Raw genomic sequence first — 17,473 nt, 5'->3', positions numbered from 1 at the left:
ATTTCCTAGCGCGCTGCGACCCGAACGTCCGAATTCACGACTCCGAGGGCTCCGGGCAGCGGTCTGCTGGCGGCATAGGCGATGCAGCCGCCGCCCTTGCCCTTGACTGTACGACACATCGATTGCGCCGAAGATCTGGCAAAGCCTGCCGCGGCGACACGGTAATAGATCTTGCCGTTGACGCGGGCCTTGGTGATCACGCGCTCGGCATCGCCGAGCTCGGGATAGCGTTTCTGGAAGGTCTTCCAGGCTTCGTGCGCGTCCGACATGGAGAAGAACGAGCCCAGCTGGACGTTATACTCGCCACCGGCAATGCTCGGCTGGGCAGGCGCGGAAACGGGGGCAGCAGCGCCCGCGACGCGCGGCGCGACCGCGCGGGCTTTGGCCGGTGTCGGCTGGGCGACTTCGTTGGAAACGTAGCGCACGCGGGCGAGGGCCGGCGCGAGCGCGGCATCGGCCAGTGCGGCATCCCCGCTATCGTCGTAATCCGCCGTTGGCGCGACGGGTGGCAGTTCCTCGGCATAGGCATATTCGCCTGCCGAAGGAGCCGCGATGTGTTCCGATGTATCGCTATCCTGCGCAGCGAGCATCTCGACGCTCGGATGGTTGGCGAGGGCGAGCATTTGCGGCTGGCCCGGATCGACCTGAGGCGTAACGCCGAGCAGATTGGCAACGCGCATGGTGAAGGCTTCGGGGCGGACCAACGCGGCCCACTGCGCCATGCGGTCGCCGACTTCGCCGGCAGGGACGTCTTCGGCCGCCATCACCCGGGCCGCACGCCAATTGCCCTGCATCGCATAGGCATAGGCGAGATTTTGGCGCACCTTAGGCGTATTCTGGCCTGCGCGCAGCGCATTGCTTAGCACATGGACGCCATGGTCGGGGCGCCCGGCAAGTGAAATGGCAAGGCCGAAATCGGCCGGGTCGAGCGCCGCCTCGAACCGCTGGAGGGCGCTGCGCGCGCCGACGTGGTCGCCAATGGCGATCAATGCCAGGGCGTGACTGATGACGGTACGCGGTGCGGTGTCGCCCAGCTCGATCGCTTCGGCGAAGGTCGTGGCGGCCGACGCAAAGCGACCGTCCTCGAGATAGGCATTGGCGAGCAGCGTGCGGCTGTAGGCATCGCGCGGGCTCGCCAGAACGGCTGCTTCGGCGTGCTGGACGGCCTTCGAGGTCTTGCCCTTCTTCAGCGCCACTGCGGCATGCTCGGCCGAATAGGCATGGCTCGGTGCGGTCTTGCCGGTGCATGCGGTGAGCGCGGTACTCGCCAGCGCAGTGGTAACGGCGAGCTGGACGAACCGCTTGGTTCTGGCTTTCGTCTCGGTGCTCATTCTAACCCCCTTCGAAGGCGTAAGTGCGTCGTCGAAATTCATTTTGTGCCCTGCTGCACTTGGGCAGCGAGGCTCGAGATCTCGGGCATTTCGGCGAGCAGTGCGTCGAGTGCATCGGTCACCAATTGCTGTGCGCTGCGACCGCGAACCGTACAGGCGAGACGCAGCTTGAGGTGGCGCTCCTGATCGAGCCGCAGCGTGAAAGCCGCCCGCTTGCCCTGCATCTTGGCGGGTTTACGCGGCGCCGGCGTCGAGTCTGCCGGCTTTTCGAGCTGGGCCTGGATACGGGTCAGCGATTCGCGCACCTGGTTGGGCGCTTGCGATTCGCTGCTTGCTGGCGGCGCCACGGCGAAGATGTTTTCCGTTGCGGCAACAGGCTTGCGCGGTTCCGGCTCTGCGTCACCCATGTCGTTCCAGCCCAGATCCTCGAGATTGGCTGCAGCCTCGCGGCCATCGACCGGGCCGATGATCCCCGACTGGGGACGCATGGCCGGCTTCGCGCCACCCTTGCGTGCCAGGAGGGTCGAGGAGAGCGAAGCGAAATTGGCGTCAGACATCCGGCTGCCTCCGCCCTTCCGGGGTTACTGGGCCACGCGGCGACCGAAGCCGCCGACTGGACGGTGGATGCCGGGAATCGCGGATTGCGAATGCGGCGCGGCGAAGACCGTGCGGCGGAAATTCTTTTCCAGACGGTCGGCGATATACTTCCACAGCGCGGTGACTTCGGCGGCGCTGCGGCTTTCGGGATCGACTTCCATCACCGTGCGACCGTCGATCATCGAGGCCGCGAAATCGGTGCGATGGTGAAGGGTGATCGGGGCGACGGTGCCGTGCTGCGACAGGGCAACGGCGGCTTCCGAAGTGATCTTGGCCTTGGGTGTGGCAGCGTTGACGACGAAGACCAGCGGTTTGCCCGCGCGTTCGCACAGGTCGACCGTGGCGCCTACGGCGCGCAGATCGTGCGGGCTTGGTCGGGTCGGGACGACGATCAGCTCGGCGACCGAGATCACCGACTGGATCGCCATGGTAATCGCCGGTGGCGTATCGATCACGGCCAGCTTGAAACCTTGCTGGCGCAAGATTGCGAGATCGCTGGCGAGGCGGGCGACGGTGGTTTGCGCAAAAGCGGGATATTCGTCCGCCCGCTCGTTCCACCAGTCGGCGAGGGATCCTTGCGGATCGATATCGATCAGGACGACGGGGCCGGCGCCGGCGCGCTGCGCCTGAACCGCCAGATGTCCCGAGAGCGTGGTCTTGCCCGATCCGCCCTTCTGCGATGCCAATGCCAATACACGCAAGACTTGGTCCCCCTGGTTTGCGCCAGTATCCAGTTCACAAAGCTGCGATCATCGACCGCGGTCTTGCCATGGAAATCGCAGACTACCCCTAATTTAGGGTTAATCCGGCACCGCATTGATGCGGCGGGCCGGCTGCCATATCGGCGGCAACACTTTGCTAACTGCCGATTTACTATAGGATGGCGCTGAACCGGCGCGTTCGCCGGCGGGCAGCATGGGAATTTTGGCGATGCGACTTTGGGCGAAAGCGGGATTGGCAGCCGGAGCGATGGCTGTATCGGCCTTGGTGTCCGGACCGGCGCTTGCGGATGTGAAGGCAGGCGTCGACGCATGGACGAATGGCGATTTCGCCACCGCCGTGCGCGAATGGGCAGGGCCGGCCGCCGAAGGCGATCCCGACGCGCAGTTCAATATGGCGCAGGCCTATCGCCTGGGTCGCGGGGTCGATACCGATCTCGCGCAGGCCGAAGCGCTTTATGCCAAGGCCGCGGTGCAGGGGCACGTGAAGGCCGCCGACAACTACGGGCTGTTGTTGTTCCAGCGCGGCGCGCGCGAGGAGGCCATGCCCTATGTTTCGGCTGCAGCCTCACGGGGCGACCCGCGGGCGCAGTACCTGCTCGGCATCGCCCATTTCAACGGCGACCTCGTGGCGAAGGACTGGCGGCGCGCCTATGCGCTGCTGACCTTGGCCAACTCCGCCGGACTGCCGCAGGCGCGCGGTGCGCTCGCGCAGATGGATGAATATATTCCGCTCGAGGATCGTCAGGCGGCGCAGCCGCTCGCGGCCTCGCTCAAGGCCGAGGCCGATGCGGCGCGCGCGCGTCAGCTGGCCGCAGCCGACCTTGCACTCGGCAATGATTCGCCGACCGGGCCCGTGGTCACCACGCCTCCGCCCCAGCCGGTCGCACGTCCAGCCGGGACCCCGCGCGTTGCCGGCAACACGGCCCAGTCGCAGACGGCCGGGGCAGACTATACGCTGCCCGCCCAACAGCCCACGGTGATCGCCCGCCAGCCGGAGGTAGCGCCATCGCGCGCAGCGGTCGCCGCACCGCGTGTGTCGGATGTCGCCGCGCCCGCGCCCGCACGCACCCCCTCTGCCACCGCTGCCCGCGTCGCGCCGTCGAGCGGTCCGTGGAAAGTCCAGCTTGGCGCTTTCGGCGTGCCAGGCAATGCCGAGCGGCTGTGGACCAAGCTTGCAGGGCGACCGGAAATCGCGGGGCGCAGCCGCCTGCTGCTCAAGTCTGGCAGGCTGACGCGGCTCCTCGTGGATGGCTATGCCAGCGAAGGCGCGGCAACCGCCGCCTGCACCTCGCTCAAGCGCAGCGGTCAGGATTGCCTCGTCACGCGCTGACAGCAACCGGCTTGGCATTGACGCAGCCTGCGCTAATGCGGCGGCATGCGGGATTACGGCAAGGCGGCTGATCGTACGGTAGCTGAGGGCGAAAGCGCCCGCCCGATCGCCATGGCCGACGGCGACCGCATCGCGAGCCTCGATGTCATCCGCGGGCTTGCGGTCATGGGCATCCTGGTCGCGAACGTCATCGCCTTCGGTCAGCCGATGACCGCCTATCTGTACCCGGCGGCCTTTGCGGTTCCGCACAGCACGGCCGAAGACTGGATGTGGGTTGCGCAACTGGTCCTGATCGACGGGAAGATGCGAGGTCTATTCACGCTGCTCTTCGGGGCGGGGATGTACCTCTTTCTCGAGAGGGCCCGGGCGCGGGGGCAGGGGGTCTGGCTACAGCTTCAGCGCCTGTTCTGGCTCGGCCTGTTCGGCCTCGTGCATTACTTCTTCCTATGGCGCGGCGATATCCTGTTTCTCTACGCCTGTGCCGGAGCCGCCGCACTGTTGTTCGTCGGCCTGCCGCGGCTTCACCAGCTGGTGCTGGGCGTACTCGGCTATATCGGCGGGGCCTTGTTCTACGGGGGCTTCGTCGGATTTCTCCCCATCGTGGCCGATACCGCGGTCGGAGAGCGCCCTGCCTATTCGCAGATGGCCGAAGGCCTCGACGCTGAAAAGCAGGCCAGTCTGGCCGACGGCCGCTTCGAGACAGAGCTGATTGCCGGAGGCGATTACACGGGCTGGGTCGAACACAATGCCTCGGCGCATGCCGGTGACCTGCCTTTCAATCTCCTGATGTCCTGGTTCGAGACCTTGCCACTGATACTGATCGGTATGGCCGCCTATCGCTATGGCCTGTTCGACGGGCGCCTCGACCCCCGCCGCCAGCGCCGCTGGGGCTGGGTGCTGCTGCTGGCGGGAACCGCGCTAACCGTGCCCGTGGCATTGTGGGCGAAATCCGGTGGGCTGACCTATTACGGGACGCTTGCCGCAATCGTGGGGTGGTCGATGCTGCCGCGGGGCGTAGCGGTTCTCGGCCTGGTTGCCTTGCTGGCATTGTGGGGCCGGCGCGCCGCCGGCCCGCTCGTGGGGCGGGTTTCGGCGGCGGGTAGGGTCGCCTTCACCAATTACCTCGGCACCTCGGTGGTGATGCTGTTGCTGTTTCACGGCTGGGCTGGCGGCCTGTTCGCGAAACTTGGCCGGAGCGAACTCTATGGCGTGGCCCTCGCCGCCTGCGCGCTCATGCTGCTGTGGTCGAAACCCTGGCTCGATCGGTACCGCTTCGGGCCGCTCGAGTGGCTCTGGCGCTGCCTCACCTATCGTCGCCTGTTTCCGTTGCGTCGGTGAAGGCTGGGCTTGCTAATGCGAACGGTTCTCACTAGATATGCTTATGCGAATCAGTCGCAGGAGTTTTCGAGTGTACGTCTGTATCTGCAATGCCATCCGGGAAAGCGAGCTGCGCCGCGCCGCGCGCCACGTTTCGGGCGATGCGGAGGCGTGCTACGCCGCACTGGGCAAGCCGGCCTGTTGCGGTACCTGCCTCGACGAGGCCGATGACATCCTGCGGGAGGAGCGCGAATTCGGTCTGGTACCTGCGGCGGCATAACGATCCGCTAACGAAAATCGCTCGCAACTGGCGGAATTCCGCCAATTTTCGCTGCTCGCCCCCTTGCCAAACGCCCGTGCGGAAGCGCATAGCCTTGCCCAGTTCAGCAGCAAGGAGGCCGGGTCATGCAAGGCGATCCCAAGGTCATCGAGTTCCTCAACAAGGCGCTCACCAACGAGTTGACGGCGATCAACCAGTACTGGCTCCACTATCGCGTGCTCGCCGATTGGGGCGTGACCAAGCTAGCGGAATACGAGCGGCACGAATCGATCGACGAGATGAAGCACGCCGACGTGCTCGCCGAGCGGATCCTGTTCCTCAACGGGCTCCCTAATTTTCAGGCGATTCACAAGTTGAAGGTCGGCGAGACGGTCGAAGAAATTCTCAAGGCCGACCTCGCAGTCGAGATGGAAGCGATCCCGCTACTGAAAGACGCCATCGCCCATTGCGAAGAGGTGCGCGACTACACCAGCCGCGAGATTTTCGAGCGAATCCTCGAAAGCGAAGAAGAACACGTCGATTTCCTCGAAACGCAATTCGACATGATCGCGCGCATGGGCCTGGAAAACTACGTCCAGCTCAACAGCAAACCGGCGGGCGAGGGGGAAGACGGCTGACCGGGTTCAGCCGACACGCCAGAAAGTCGCATGTTCGCCGCCCAGCTTCGCCAGACGGGCGAGTCGGTGGTCGCCTTCCCAGATTTCGGCACCGCCGCTGCCGAGATTGATGTCTGCAACGGTCAGGGCAGTCGCGATGTCCAGCGCCTCGAGGGCGAAGGTCTCGTTCTCCAGCTCGGCCGAACAGTGAAACGCCACGCGCAGTCTGCTCATGCTTACCTCCTTGCCCCGCCAAAGGAATATCGCGGGGCGGAGATGAACCGCAGGCGAAGCGCTTCGACGTTTCGTCGCGGAATTCCCGTCGCTTGGTCGCGAAGCGGTCAGGAACTGGTCGAGGAAGCTCCGCGCGCGCGCATCCGTTCGCGCATACGCTCGCGGTTGCGCCGGGCGGCGGTGCGTGTTTCCATCAGAAACGAGCCCAGACCGGCGACCAGCAGTCCCATGCAGATCACCCAGCTAGCCGCCACTAGCGTCCCGAGCGCGGCCTCCACGAAGGCGCTGACAAACAGCAGCACGATGACCACGCTGATCGCCAGAGCGGATGCGGTACTGAACATGACGGCACGCTGCGCATGGATCCGGCGTCGTTCGAGCGCCGGCAGTTCCGCTCGCATGGCTTCGATGTCGCCGTCTTCGCCGGCCTCGAGAATGCGCTCGATCTTGTTGGCGACCCAGATCAGCCGGTTGGTCATGACGTTCATGACCGCCCCGATCCCGGCCAGGAGGAAGGCTGGCGCCAGACTCAGCTGAACCACCTGCTGGACCCGCAAGCTCGAACTGGTCCGCTCGATCAGGTCGCTCGCGCCCGTTCCTGCGAGGATGTCGAGCAGCATGCGCCTCAGTCCTTCTGGTAGGGGTTCTTCGGAGCCTTGAGCACGACGCGGACGGGTACCGCATCGAAGCCGAGCTTGTCGCGAATGCCGTTGACCAGATAGCGCTCGTAGCTCTTGGGCAACATGTCGAGCCGCGTGCCGAAGACGACGAAGCGCGGCGGGCGGATGCTGGCCTGGGTAATGTAGCGCAGCTTGATCCGTTTGCCCTTGGGCGCCGGCGGCGGGTTGGCCTCGAGCGCATCGTCGAACCAACGGTTGAGTGCTGCGGTCGGCACGCGGCGGCTCCACGCTTCGCGCAGTTCGAAGGCTGCGCCGAGCATCTGGTCGAGCCCCTTGCCGGTCTTCGCGCTTACTGCGAACAGCGGGAGGCCGCGCACCTGCGCCAGCCCCTCGTTGAGCGCCTCGCGAATGCCGTTGAAGAGTGCGCTTGCCCCTTCGGCGACGTCCCACTTGTTGATCGCGATCATCAGCGCGCGCCCTTCCTCGAGCACCATATTGGCGATCTTGAGGTCCTGCGATTCGAGGCCGCGCGTCGCGTCGAGCAGCAGGACGACGACCTCCGCGAAATCGACCGCCCGGCGCGCATCGGCGACCGAGAGCCGCTCAAGCTTGTCGGTCACCTGCGCCTTCTTGCGCATACCGGCAGTGTCGATGAGGCGAATCTCGCGCGTCTCGCCGCTGCGCGGATCGCGCCATTCCCAGTCGACCGCGATCGAATCGCGGGTGATCCCTGCCTCAGGCCCGGTCAGAAGGCGGTCCTCGCCCAGCAAGCGGTTGATGAGGGTCGACTTGCCGGCGTTGGGGCGCCCGACGATCGCCAGCTTGAGCGGCCCGGCTAGGAGAGCTTCCTCATCCTCTTCGTCGATCTCGGCCTCGATTTCGGCGGCTTCGGCCTTCGCGCCGATGATCGGCCAGAGGTGGTCGAAGAGGTCGGCGATACCCTCGCCGTGTTCGGCGCTGATCGCGGCAGGTTCGCCGAAGCCGAGCGCAAAGCTTTCGAAGATGCCGGCATCGCCCTGGCTGCCTTCCGCCTTGTTGGCGACCAAGACCACCGGCACTTCCTGCTCGCGCAGCCAGCGCGCGATTTCCTCGTCGAGGGGAGTGAGCCCTGCGCGCGAGTCGAACACGAACAGCGCCGCATCGGCGCCTTCCAGGCTGACCTCAGTCTGCTTGCGCATCCGGCCGGGAAGGCTTTCCGCGTCCTCGTCTTCCCATCCGGCGGTATCGACCACCTGGAAGTCGAGCCCGGCGATCGTCGCATCGCCGAAGCGGCGGTCGCGCGTGACCCCGGGTTGGTCGTCCACCAGCGCCAGGCGCTTGCCGACGAGCCGGTTGAAGAGCGTCGACTTGCCGACATTGGGCCGACCGATGATGATCACCGTGGGCTTGGAAGAGGAGGGCACCATAATGGCGCGGCAAGTGGCGCTTCGCGCGCGGCTTTGCAAGCATCGCGCTCGACTTGGTTAAATCGCGTTAACCTTAATGCGAAGGGCGGCGGCAAGATCGGGCGGCATATTTCTGCCGCCATGAGGAAGGAATTTGCCGCTTTCGCCCTGCTCGCCTGCGCCACTCCGGCGATGGCGGGCGATTTCGACAGCTTCGCCGGCAATGGCGCCGAACTGGATGCCTACCTCCAATGTGTGCCCTATGCGCGAGAAGTGTCGGGGATCCAGCTCTACGGCGATGCCTATACCTGGTGGGACCAGGCACAGGGGCGCTATGCGACGGGCCAGGCTCCGAGGGTGGGCGCGGTCATGGCTTTCCGTCAGACCCCCAGCATGCCGCTGGGCCATGTTGCCACCGTCAGCCGTATTCTTGATTCGCGCCGTGTGCTGCTAGATCACGCCAACTGGTCGCCGATCGACGGGCGACGGGGGCAGATCGAGAAGGACGTACTGGCGATCGACGTCTCTCCCGCCAACGACTGGAGCGAGGTCCGCGTGTGGTACGCCCCGCTCGGCGCGGTAGGGACGACCGCCTGGCCCGTTGCGGGTTTCATCTATGGCGACCGCCGCTCGCAGCCGCGCCCACAGATCGCGATGGCGCCGGCGCGCAAGGAAACTTCGCGGCGTTTCCTCAGCGCCTTCGCCGAATTCGCGAAATAATCAGTCGGCCTTGGCGACCGGCGGGTTGTCGCCGAGATCCTCGAACCAGGCTTCGACCGGTCCGTTGAGCTTGAGCGTCAGCGGCTTGCCGTGACGGTCCACGGTCTTGCCTGCCTGGACGCGCACCCAGCCTTCGGAAATCGAATACTCCTCGATATCGGTGCGCTGCTTGCCCTTGAACCGGATGCCCACGCCGCGCTTCAGCACCTCGACATCGAAATGCTCGCTTCCAGGATTGACCGAAAGGTGGTCGGGCGGGGTCTGGCTCTTGGTTTCTTCGCTCATGGCGCGCGCCGATAATGCGGCATGCGCGCGCGGGCAAGTTCAATCGGGCGGCGGGGGCGTTTCGTCCGGCCCCCGGTCCGGTTCGTCGAAGTCGGGCCGCGGCGGTTCGAAGCCCGGCGGATCCTCCATCGGCGCTTCGTTAGGCGGGGCAGCGGGCGGTACTTCGTCGGGCGAGCCGGGCTCGATCGTGTCCGGTCGCGGGTCGGGTGGGGTTGCCATGGGACGGTTCCTTTCCACTCTGGAACGCACGGGAAGCCAATGCGGGTTCCCGCGTTTTGCCACGCTTGCGCATTCTCTCGCTCTCTACTAGAGGCACGCGCCTACACGCGAAGGTTAGCGCCTCTCGCGCAGCTTCGTTCGGGTTAGCGGGCGTGGCGGAACTGGTAGACGCGCTGGTTTTAGGTACCAGTATCGCAAGATGTGGGGGTTCGAGTCCCTTCGCCCGCACCAGTTTCGCCCGGCGCAAAGCCCCATCGCATTTTCGCATTTGGAAAGTCACGAGTTTCAACCCATGCAGATCAAAGAGACCGCCAACGAGGGCCTCAAGCGCGCCTACACCGTCACCATTCCGGCCAAGGAAATCGACGAGCGCGTCAACAGCGAAGTGAAGAAGATCGCCCCGCAGGTGAAGATGCCCGGCTTCCGCCCGGGCAAGGTGCCGGCGAATCTGGTGCGCAAGATGCACGGTGAGCAGCTCCACGCGCAGACGGTCAACGACATGATCCGCGAATCGGTCGACAAGGTGATGGCCGAAAACAAGCTGCGCCCTGCGATGCAGCCCAAGGTCGAGCTCGAGGAAGGCTATGAGGAAGGCAAGGATGCCACGCTCAACATCGAAGTCGAAGTGCTGCCCGAAATCGAGGCACCCGAAGTCGAAGGTCTCGAACTCGAACGCCTGACGGTTCCGGTGACCGACGAGCAGGTGATGGAAGCTGTCGAGCGCATCGCGTCGAACAACAAGAGCTACAAGGATGCGGCCAAGACCAAGAAGGCGGCCGATGGCGACCAGCTGATCATCGATTTCGTCGGCAGCATCGACGGGGTCGAATTCGAAGGCGGCAAGGCGGAGAACACCCCGCTGGTGATCGGCTCGGGCCAGTTCATCCCCGGCTTCGAGGAACAGCTCGCCGGCGTGAAGACCGGCGACGAGAAGACCATCACCGTAACCTTCCCCGAAGATTACCCGGCTGAAAACCTCAAGGGCAAGGAAGCGCAGTTCGACGTCACCGTCCAGCAGGTGAAGGTGCCGACCGACACCAAGATCGACGACGAGTTTGCCAAGAACCTCGGCCTCGAAAACCTCGACAAGCTCAAGGAACTGCTCCGTGGCCAGCTCGAGCAGGAAACCGCAGGTCTCACCCGCACGCAGATGAAGCGCCAGCTTCTCGACACGCTGGCCGCGGGTCATGACTTCGCCGTGCCGCAGGGCATGGTTGACGCCGAATTCGACCAGATCTGGGCCCAGCTCCAGCAGGAAGCCGCGCAGTCGGACGATTCCGAAGCCATGCTGAAGGAAATGGAAGGCGAGAAGGACGACTACCGCAAGATCGCCGAACGCCGTGTCCGCCTCGGCCTGCTACTGTCGGAAATCGGCCAGAAGAACGGCGTCGAGGTCAATGCCAACGAGATGAACATGCTCATCCAGCAGGCAGCCCAGCAGTACCGCGCCGAAGACCGCGAGCGTTTCGTCCAGTACGTCCAGTCCGAGCCGATGGCCGCCGCACAGCTGCGCGCGCCTTTGTATGAAGACAAGGTCGTCGACTTCCTCTTCGACAAGGCCGAGATCACCGACCGCGAAGTGACGCGCGAGGAACTCGAAGCCGCGATCGAGGCCGAAGAGACCACCGAAGAGAAGCCGAAGAAGAAGGCTCCTGCCAAGAAGGCGGCAGCCAAGAAAGCCGACTCGAAGAAGGCGGACGAGAAGCCCGCTGCGAAGAAGGCTCCGGCCAAGAAGGCCGAAGAGAAGCCTGCGGCGAAGAAGGCCCCTGCCAAGAAGGCCGCAGCTAAAAAGGCCCCGGCCAAGAAGGCAGCCGCGAAGAAGTAAGTCCGGTCATTCCGGCATCACGCGAGGGGCGGTGGATTGCGGTCCGCCGCCTCTTGTCGTTTCAGCCTTGAGCCCTTTCGCCGATTTCCCGGCGTGGCTGGTCAGGCGAGAGCGATTCCATGTTCGGGTCCTGCCCCCGATGGATGTGGGCCCTGCGGTACTCCACGTGCCGGATGAATGGACCGGCGACGATGCCATGCACGACGATCGAGCCGAGTATCGTGAAGCTCACCGTGGCCCACAGCACGTCGATCTGTCCAAAGGCTCCATGGTTCTGGCCATAGGCGAGATAGTAGATCGAACCCATTCCGCGCACGCCCAGAAAGGCGACCGCGAGCTTTCCGATAGCGGGCAGGTCGCTGTTCATTTCCGCCACCATCCCGGAAGCGGGACGAACGATGAGGATCAGCGCGAGCCCGACCAGCGCCGCGGGCCAGGTCAGCGCTTCCAGCACGCCGCTAGCCAGCATCGCGCCGAAGCCGAACAGCACCGCGACTAGAACGATCTGCTCGATCTGGTCGATGAAATGGTGGCTAATCTTGTGGTAGCGGCTCCGATTTTCGCGCTGCCGGGCGGTGACCGCACCTACGAACACTGCGAGAAATCCGTATCCTTGGAACAGTTCTGCCAAACCATAGGCCAGCATCAGGGTGCCGAGGACGATCAGGCCTTCGCTGGTCGAATAGACCGGGTCGGCCGACCTTTCGCTGTCTTCATCGATGTCCGACATGGGGGCGTCGGCCTCTCGCTCGAACACGTACCAGGCACCGATGCGACCCACCACCCAGCCGAGGGCGCAACCAGCAACGATCCGCCTTGTCAGATCCAGAGCTGCCCATTCCAAGGTCCAGCTACCCAAGGCCGTCATTCCGACAGCCGCTATCGCGAGGTGTGTGAAGGGGAAGGCAAGCCCGTCATTGAGGCCGGCTTCGGCGGTCAGGCTGAAGCGGACATCATGGCGTTGATCCTCGCCCGGTGGCCCGACCTGGACGCTGCGCGCAAGTACGGGATCGGTGGGCGCCAGCACGGCGCCGAGCAGGAGGGCGCTTGCGGGCGCCAGCCCCAGCGCCCACCACCCGAGCAAGGCCATGGCAAAGATGGTCAACGGCATGGCAATTATGAGTAGAGGCCAGATCTGCCGCCAGTTGGCCCAACTGACCGGCCGGTCGATGGCGATGCCTGCCGCCATAAGAGACGCGATGACGATGAATTCGGTCGCGTATTCAAGCGTCATCGCATCGAAACCATCGACCGTAGGATTGAAGTGCGGGAGCCCAAGCGGAAGCGACCAGATGGCAAATCCTGCCGCCACATAAACGATCGGCAGCGAAAGCCAAATTCGCGCCAGCCAGCGTTCTATCGTGACGGCAAGGGTCAGTCCCGCGCCGAACACCACGAACATCAGAATACGCGGATCGATTTCCAAGGACCTCTCCCTTGCCCAACATAACGCGCTGAGCTCGGGAGAGGTCCTCCGAAGCTAGAAATCCCCGCTCACGGTCAAGCGGAAGATCGGGCCGATCCGGCGGTCCTGATATTCGTGGAACAGTACATCGCCGTCGGGACGCGGGCTGTCATAGACCGTGCGTCGCCAATAATTGCGCGCGCCGAGTAGATTGCTCGCGCGCGCCTGTACCGTCAGGCCGAGCACATCCTTGTGTTCGATGAACAGCGAGCCGAACACCGGCCCCTCCCATTCGCGCCCGTTCTCGTAACGACGCGAGTAGGGCGCCTGGTCATAGTGGCTGAGATTGGCACCCCAGGCCCAGTCGCTCGACGGGATGTCGTGCCGGAAGTCGATGTCGAAACTACCTTCCTGGTCGTAGGAAAACGGGCGGTCGAGTCCAGTGAAGGGGTCGGTGACGCTCATGAAGCGCTTGACCACTTCGGCGTCGATCCGGGCGCCTTTGAAGCCGATCGGGTCGAGATTGATCGTCGCGTTGGCCTGCAGATGCAGCCGCTTGGCATCGCCGATATTGCCGCGTGCCTCGCCCCCGTTGGCAAGCGGGAAATAGTCGATGAAATCCTGGAACCAGGCCTGGCGCGCCTGGAGCTTGATCGATCCCCATGGACCCAGCTTCTTGTTCGCCTCGAGTTCGACGTTCCAGCTCTGGTAGGGGACCAGTTCGTTGTTGCCGCCGTTCTCATTGTCATCGTTGAGCGAGACCGAGGCGAGGAAGTCGCCGAACGACAGCTGGCTGACACGGCGGGCCACCGTCACCGATACATCGAAATCGTCGGACGGCTTCCAGGTCGCGGCAAAGGAGCCCTTGGGTCGCTTGAAGCTGCGTGAATTGGCCGCCGATCCGGTCTGTTCGATCTTGGAGAATTCCATCGCCCCGATGAGCTGGACCGAGAGCGTCTTCGAGATCGAGCGCGAGAAGCTCAGGCTGGTCTCGTAGCGATCCTCGGTCACGCCGCCATTGCCCTGTGGGAAGGCTAGCTGGCGGAATTCGCCATTGGGCGCGAGCTCGAACAGGTTGGACCTGCGGTCGAGACGATTGAATGCCGCTTCGCCCGACAGCTGCCAATCGGCATCCCACAGCTTCCAGCCATATTCGAAGCGCCCGATGCGCTCGCCCGCGCCATTGGTCTGTTCGAAACGAAAGCCGGTAGCGGCTCTGCCGTCGGAGAAGCTATCTACCAGCGTCGCGCTGAAGTTGTCGCGTTCGTACCGTTCGAGCCCGATCAGTTTCATCGTCCCCGGTCCGAGCGGGAACTGCAGATCGCCACCGATCTCGTACTGCGGGCCATCTTCATGCGCACGCGAATCGCGGGTGCGAACCGGACCGGAGACGGGCGTCGCGATTTCGGGCTCGCGGCGCCAGAAGAAGTCCTCGCCATAGCTGAGATTGAGATTGGCGAGCACGTTGCCCCCAAAGTCATACGCAAAGGTTGTTGACAGCTTGGGATTGTCGAACTTGCCCGAGAATTTCGAGTACTGCTCCTCGATCAAGGCGCCCTCGCCGTCGGTGATGAGGACGGGGCCGTCGGCACCGAAGCGGTTGTTGTCGTTCGATAACGACACCGAGTAGTCGAGCTTGCCGCTGCTGCCGGTAACCGAAATTTCCCCGCCATAAAGCTGGGCTTCGGTGTTGTGCGGACGGAATCCCGTGACCCAGCGGAACTGCCCCGACGCCCCGCTGGTGGTGTAGACCACATTGGCAACCTGCCCCGTGAGGCCCGGAATGCTCGTCGCATTGCCATCGAGAATCTCGATCCTGACGACGTCGGCGGCAGGAATTCGGCGCAGCTGGTCGCGAACGCTTTCGGACTTGCTGGAGAAGCGTTCGCCATTGACGATCACATTCTGCGTCGCCTGACCGAGCCCGCGCTGTCCCTGGTCATTGCCACCGCTGATCGAAAAACCGGGAATCCGGTTGACCATGTCGAGGGCGTTACGGGGGGCGAACTGGGCGAAAAAGGGAGGCTCGAACACCTGTGCTCCAGCGGTCGGGGCCGGCGCGGCGGGCACGCCTTCTTCATCATCTTGGGCAAAGGCGGGGGCGCCTGCCGCGGCAGCCAGGGCAAAGGTGGATGCGGCCAGGGTAAGCCTGCGAAAGGTCATGAAAACGGGTTCTCCCAAGGGTCTCTCGGGTCGAGCGTTTACGCTTGTAACCGAAGACGCCAATTCCGCCTCGACCGGGGGTGATCGTCATCCGACCAACGGTTTGCGACCCAGGACGGGCGACATCGGGTGGCCGACGGGAAGCAAATGGACGCCGGTTTTCCCAACGACCGACATATCCGCGGCTTTCGAAGGTTAAAGCCCTTGAACATCGCGGACAGCATGGCGACATAGGCGCCCGATTGACCCGACAAGAGGATTCTTCATGATCGACCTGTTCGGCAGCGATGCCCACGGCGCCCAAGGCCAGTTCACCCGCGACCCCGCAACCGGTGCGCTCGTGCCCGTGGTCGTGGAGCAGACCAGCCGCGGCGAACGCAGCTTCGACATCTTCAGCCGCCTGCTGCGCGAACGTATCGTCTTCGTCACCGGGCAGGTGGAGGACGGCATGGCGTCGCTTATCACCGCGCAGCTGCTATTCCTCGAAAGCGAGAACCCCTCCAAGCCGATCAGCATGTACATCAATTCGCCTGGCGGCGTGGTAACGGCCGGCATGGCGATCCACGACACGATGCAATACATCAAGCCGCGCGTGTCGACCGTCTGCATGGGCCAGGCCGCCTCGATGGGCAGCTTCCTGCTTGCAGCGGGCGAGCCGGGCATGCGTATCGCACTGCCCAATGCGCGTATCATGGTTCACCAGCCTTCGGGCGGAGCGCGCGGCATGGCCAGCGACATCGAGATCCAGGCGCGCGAGATCCTGCGCATCAAGAAGCGCATGAACGACCTTTATGTGAAGTATACCGGCCAGAGCCTCGACGATATCGAGAAGGCGATGGACCGCGACACCTTCCTCGAAGCCGATGAAGCGATGAAGTTCGGCATCGTCGACAAGGTTTTCGAAACCCGGCCCGAATCGGAAGGTGGCGACTCCGAGGGATCGGGCGGCGCGCCCGACTGATCCGGTGCTCGGGTCCGCGCGCGGGACCTGTACCCGCGCGGGACTGTTACGAATTTGTCGTAGGAATTGAGCAACCTTGCCGCTTCAGCTTGTGGCAAGGGGTCTGCGCTACCTATGATATTGACCCATGTCTCGTGCGGCCTAAAGTCGGAATTCTGCCGGCGGCCACGCGGGAAAGACGTTAGGATATGACCAAGTTGAGCGGTACCGACAGCAAATCGACCCTGTATTGCAGCTTTTGCGGCAAGTCGCAGCACGAGGTGAGGAAGCTCATCGCGGGCCCGACCGTGTTCATCTGCGACGAATGCGTCGAGCTGTGTAACGACATCATCCGCGAGGAAACCAAGGCCGGGCTGGCCGGCAAGAAGGAAGGCGACGTTCCGACGCCGGCCGAAATCTGCGCTACGCTGGCCGATTACGTCATCGGGCAAGACCGCGCCAAGCGCGTGCTTTCGGTCGCGGTGCACAATCACTACAAGCGTCTGAAGCACGGCGCCAAGGCCGGCGATGTGGAGCTGGCCAAGTCGAATATCCTGCTCGTCGGCCCGACCGGTTCGGGCAAGACGCTGCTCGCGCAGACGCTGGCGCGCACTTTCGACGTGCCCTTCACCATGGCCGATGCCACCACGCTGACCGAGGCGGGTTACGTGGGCGAGGACGTGGAAAACATCATCCTCAAGCTGCTCCAGGCTTCCGACTACAATGTCGAGAAGGCACAGCACGGCATCGTCTATATCGACGAAATCGACAAGATCACGCGCAAGGCTGAAAACCCCTCGATCACGCGCGACGTCTCGGGCGAAGGCGTGCAGCAGGCCCTGCTCAAGCTGATGGAAGGCACCACGGCTTCGGTCCCGCCGCAGGGCGGCCGCAAGCACCCGCAGCAGGAATTCCTCCAGGTCGACACGACCAATATCCTGTTCATCTGCGGCGGCGCCTTTGCCGGTCTCGACAAAATCATCGCCGACCGCCTGCAGAAGCGCTCAATCGGCTTCGGCGCGCATGTCGCCGATCCCGACAAGCGCCGCGTGGGCGAGCTGCTCGAAAAGAGCGAGCCCGAAGATCTGCTCAAATTCGGCCTGATCCCCGAATTCGTCGGCCGTCTGCCGGTCATCGCGACGCTGCATGATCTCGATGTCGATGCGCTCGTCACGATCCTGCAGGAACCCAAGAACGCCATCGTCAAGCAGTACCACAAGCTGTTCGAGCTCGAGGATGTCGAACTCACCTTCACCGACGAAGCGCTGCGCGCGATCGCCGAGCGCGCGATCAAGCGCAAGACCGGTGCACGCGGATTGCGCTCGATCGTCGAGGCGATCCTGCTCGACACGATGTTCGACCTGCCCGACCTCGATGGCGTCACCGAGATCGTGATCGACAAGGACGTTGTCGAGGGCAAGAAGGAGCCGATCCAGGTCCACGGCGGCAAGAAGGACGAGAAGGAAGCGGCTGCCTGACGGGGCGCTTCGTTTCCTATCCGGTG

Annotated in this window: 18 protein-coding genes and 1 tRNA gene; 9 read left to right on the top strand and 10 right to left on the bottom strand. The window is 64.0% G+C overall.

The genetic code is table 11. The annotated features are described in order from the left end of the window. Positions 1–5 precede the first annotated feature (5 nt). Genes ACEQZ0_RS07170 through ACEQZ0_RS07160 form a run of 3 tightly spaced genes read right to left on the bottom strand, consistent with a single transcriptional unit; the run spans position 6 to position 2,629 of the window. The gene (locus tag ACEQZ0_RS07170; RefSeq protein ID WP_370189781.1) at positions 6–1,331 is read right to left on the bottom strand and encodes an SPOR domain-containing protein; all 1,326 of its coding nucleotides are present in this window, start codon (positions 1,329–1,331) and stop codon (positions 6–8) included. Between the two features lie 38 nt (positions 1,332–1,369). Continuing rightward, the gene (locus ACEQZ0_RS07165) at positions 1,370–1,888 is read right to left on the bottom strand and encodes a hypothetical protein (protein ID WP_370189779.1); all 519 of its coding nucleotides are present in this window, start codon (positions 1,886–1,888) and stop codon (positions 1,370–1,372) included. 24 nt (positions 1,889–1,912) lie between these two features. Continuing rightward, positions 1,913–2,629: an AAA family ATPase gene (locus ACEQZ0_RS07160; RefSeq protein ID WP_370189777.1), complete on the bottom strand. Its 717-nt coding sequence runs from the start codon at positions 2,627–2,629 to the stop codon at positions 1,913–1,915. A gap of 268 nt (positions 2,630–2,897) precedes the next feature. Here ACEQZ0_RS07160 and ACEQZ0_RS07155 point away from each other — a divergent pair, with 268 nt between their 5' ends. The 4 genes from ACEQZ0_RS07155 (at position 2,898) to bfr (ending at position 6,194) form a co-directional block, all read left to right on the top strand. Next, on the top strand, positions 2,898–3,980 hold the full coding sequence (locus tag ACEQZ0_RS07155) for an SPOR domain-containing protein (protein ID WP_370189775.1): 1,083 nt from the start codon (positions 2,898–2,900) through the stop codon (positions 3,978–3,980). Between the two features lie 45 nt (positions 3,981–4,025). Further along, positions 4,026–5,318: a DUF418 domain-containing protein gene (locus ACEQZ0_RS07150; protein ID WP_370189773.1), complete on the top strand. Its 1,293-nt coding sequence runs from the start codon at positions 4,026–4,028 to the stop codon at positions 5,316–5,318. A 70-nt stretch (positions 5,319–5,388) separates the two neighbouring features. Continuing rightward, positions 5,389–5,577 (top strand): bacterioferritin-associated ferredoxin, encoded by a 189-nt coding sequence (locus ACEQZ0_RS07145; RefSeq protein WP_370189771.1) that lies wholly within the window; start codon positions 5,389–5,391, stop codon positions 5,575–5,577. A 125-nt stretch (positions 5,578–5,702) separates the two neighbouring features. Then, entirely contained in the window at positions 5,703–6,194 is a 492-nt protein-coding gene (bfr, locus tag ACEQZ0_RS07140; protein ID WP_370189769.1) for a bacterioferritin, read from the top strand. A gap of 6 nt (positions 6,195–6,200) precedes the next feature. Here the strand turns inward: bfr and ACEQZ0_RS07135 are convergent, their stop codons facing one another. The 3 genes from ACEQZ0_RS07135 to der all read right to left on the bottom strand — a co-directional run bounded on the left by ACEQZ0_RS07135 (position 6,201) and on the right by der (position 8,433). Then, positions 6,201–6,407 (bottom strand): hypothetical protein, encoded by a 207-nt coding sequence (locus ACEQZ0_RS07135; RefSeq protein ID WP_370189767.1) that lies wholly within the window; start codon positions 6,405–6,407, stop codon positions 6,201–6,203. A gap of 107 nt (positions 6,408–6,514) precedes the next feature. Continuing rightward, complete coding sequence (locus tag ACEQZ0_RS07130; RefSeq protein ID WP_370189765.1) at positions 6,515–7,027, bottom strand: DUF2721 domain-containing protein; 513 nt, start codon at positions 7,025–7,027, stop codon at positions 6,515–6,517. Between the two features lie 5 nt (positions 7,028–7,032). Further along, positions 7,033–8,433 (bottom strand): ribosome biogenesis GTPase Der, encoded by a 1,401-nt coding sequence (gene der / locus ACEQZ0_RS07125; RefSeq protein WP_370189763.1) that lies wholly within the window; start codon positions 8,431–8,433, stop codon positions 7,033–7,035. 120 nt (positions 8,434–8,553) lie between these two features. Between der and ACEQZ0_RS07120 the strand changes: the two genes are divergently transcribed. Then, positions 8,554–9,132: a CHAP domain-containing protein gene (locus ACEQZ0_RS07120; RefSeq protein ID WP_370189761.1), complete on the top strand. Its 579-nt coding sequence runs from the start codon at positions 8,554–8,556 to the stop codon at positions 9,130–9,132. On the opposite strand, the gene ACEQZ0_RS07115 is transcribed toward ACEQZ0_RS07120, so the two are convergent. Then, positions 9,133–9,417 carry a DUF3297 family protein gene (locus tag ACEQZ0_RS07115; protein ID WP_370189759.1) on the bottom strand — a complete coding sequence of 95 codons (285 nt, stop codon included), beginning with the start codon at positions 9,415–9,417 and terminating at the stop codon, positions 9,133–9,135. It abuts the gene before it with no gap. A gap of 39 nt (positions 9,418–9,456) precedes the next feature. Beyond that, positions 9,457–9,636, bottom strand: a complete 180-nt coding sequence (locus ACEQZ0_RS07110) for a hypothetical protein (protein ID WP_370189757.1) — start codon at positions 9,634–9,636, stop codon at positions 9,457–9,459. Between the two features lie 146 nt (positions 9,637–9,782). Here ACEQZ0_RS07110 and ACEQZ0_RS07105 point away from each other — a divergent pair. Both ACEQZ0_RS07105 and tig read left to right on the top strand, forming a co-directional pair. Continuing rightward, positions 9,783–9,867 (top strand) — tRNA-Leu (locus ACEQZ0_RS07105). Positions 9,868–9,928: 61 nt separating this feature from the next. Continuing rightward, positions 9,929–11,461, top strand: a complete 1,533-nt coding sequence (gene tig / locus ACEQZ0_RS07100; RefSeq protein WP_370189755.1) for a trigger factor — start codon at positions 9,929–9,931, stop codon at positions 11,459–11,461. 61 nt (positions 11,462–11,522) lie between these two features. On the opposite strand, the gene ACEQZ0_RS07095 is transcribed toward tig, so the two are convergent. Both ACEQZ0_RS07095 and ACEQZ0_RS07090 read right to left on the bottom strand, forming a co-directional pair. After that, on the bottom strand, positions 11,523–12,887 hold the full coding sequence (locus ACEQZ0_RS07095; protein ID WP_370189753.1) for a cation:proton antiporter: 1,365 nt from the start codon (positions 12,885–12,887) through the stop codon (positions 11,523–11,525). A gap of 54 nt (positions 12,888–12,941) precedes the next feature. Continuing rightward, positions 12,942–15,029 (bottom strand): TonB-dependent receptor plug domain-containing protein, encoded by a 2,088-nt coding sequence (locus ACEQZ0_RS07090; protein WP_370189751.1) that lies wholly within the window; start codon positions 15,027–15,029, stop codon positions 12,942–12,944. Between the two features lie 265 nt (positions 15,030–15,294). Here ACEQZ0_RS07090 and ACEQZ0_RS07085 point away from each other — a divergent pair, with 265 nt between their 5' ends. Beyond that, complete coding sequence (locus ACEQZ0_RS07085) at positions 15,295–15,990, top strand: ATP-dependent Clp protease proteolytic subunit (RefSeq protein WP_370189749.1); 696 nt, start codon at positions 15,295–15,297, stop codon at positions 15,988–15,990. Between the two features lie 188 nt (positions 15,991–16,178). Beyond that, positions 16,179–17,447 carry an ATP-dependent Clp protease ATP-binding subunit ClpX gene (gene clpX / locus ACEQZ0_RS07080; RefSeq protein WP_370189748.1) on the top strand — a complete coding sequence of 423 codons (1,269 nt, stop codon included), beginning with the start codon at positions 16,179–16,181 and terminating at the stop codon, positions 17,445–17,447. Positions 17,448–17,473: the final 26 nt, after the last annotated feature.

Origin of the sequence: Qipengyuania sp. (assembly GCF_964227205.1) — a bacterium.
GTDB lineage: Bacteria > Pseudomonadota > Alphaproteobacteria > Sphingomonadales > Sphingomonadaceae > Qipengyuania.
This window is presented reverse-complemented; position numbering and strand designations above follow the sequence as displayed.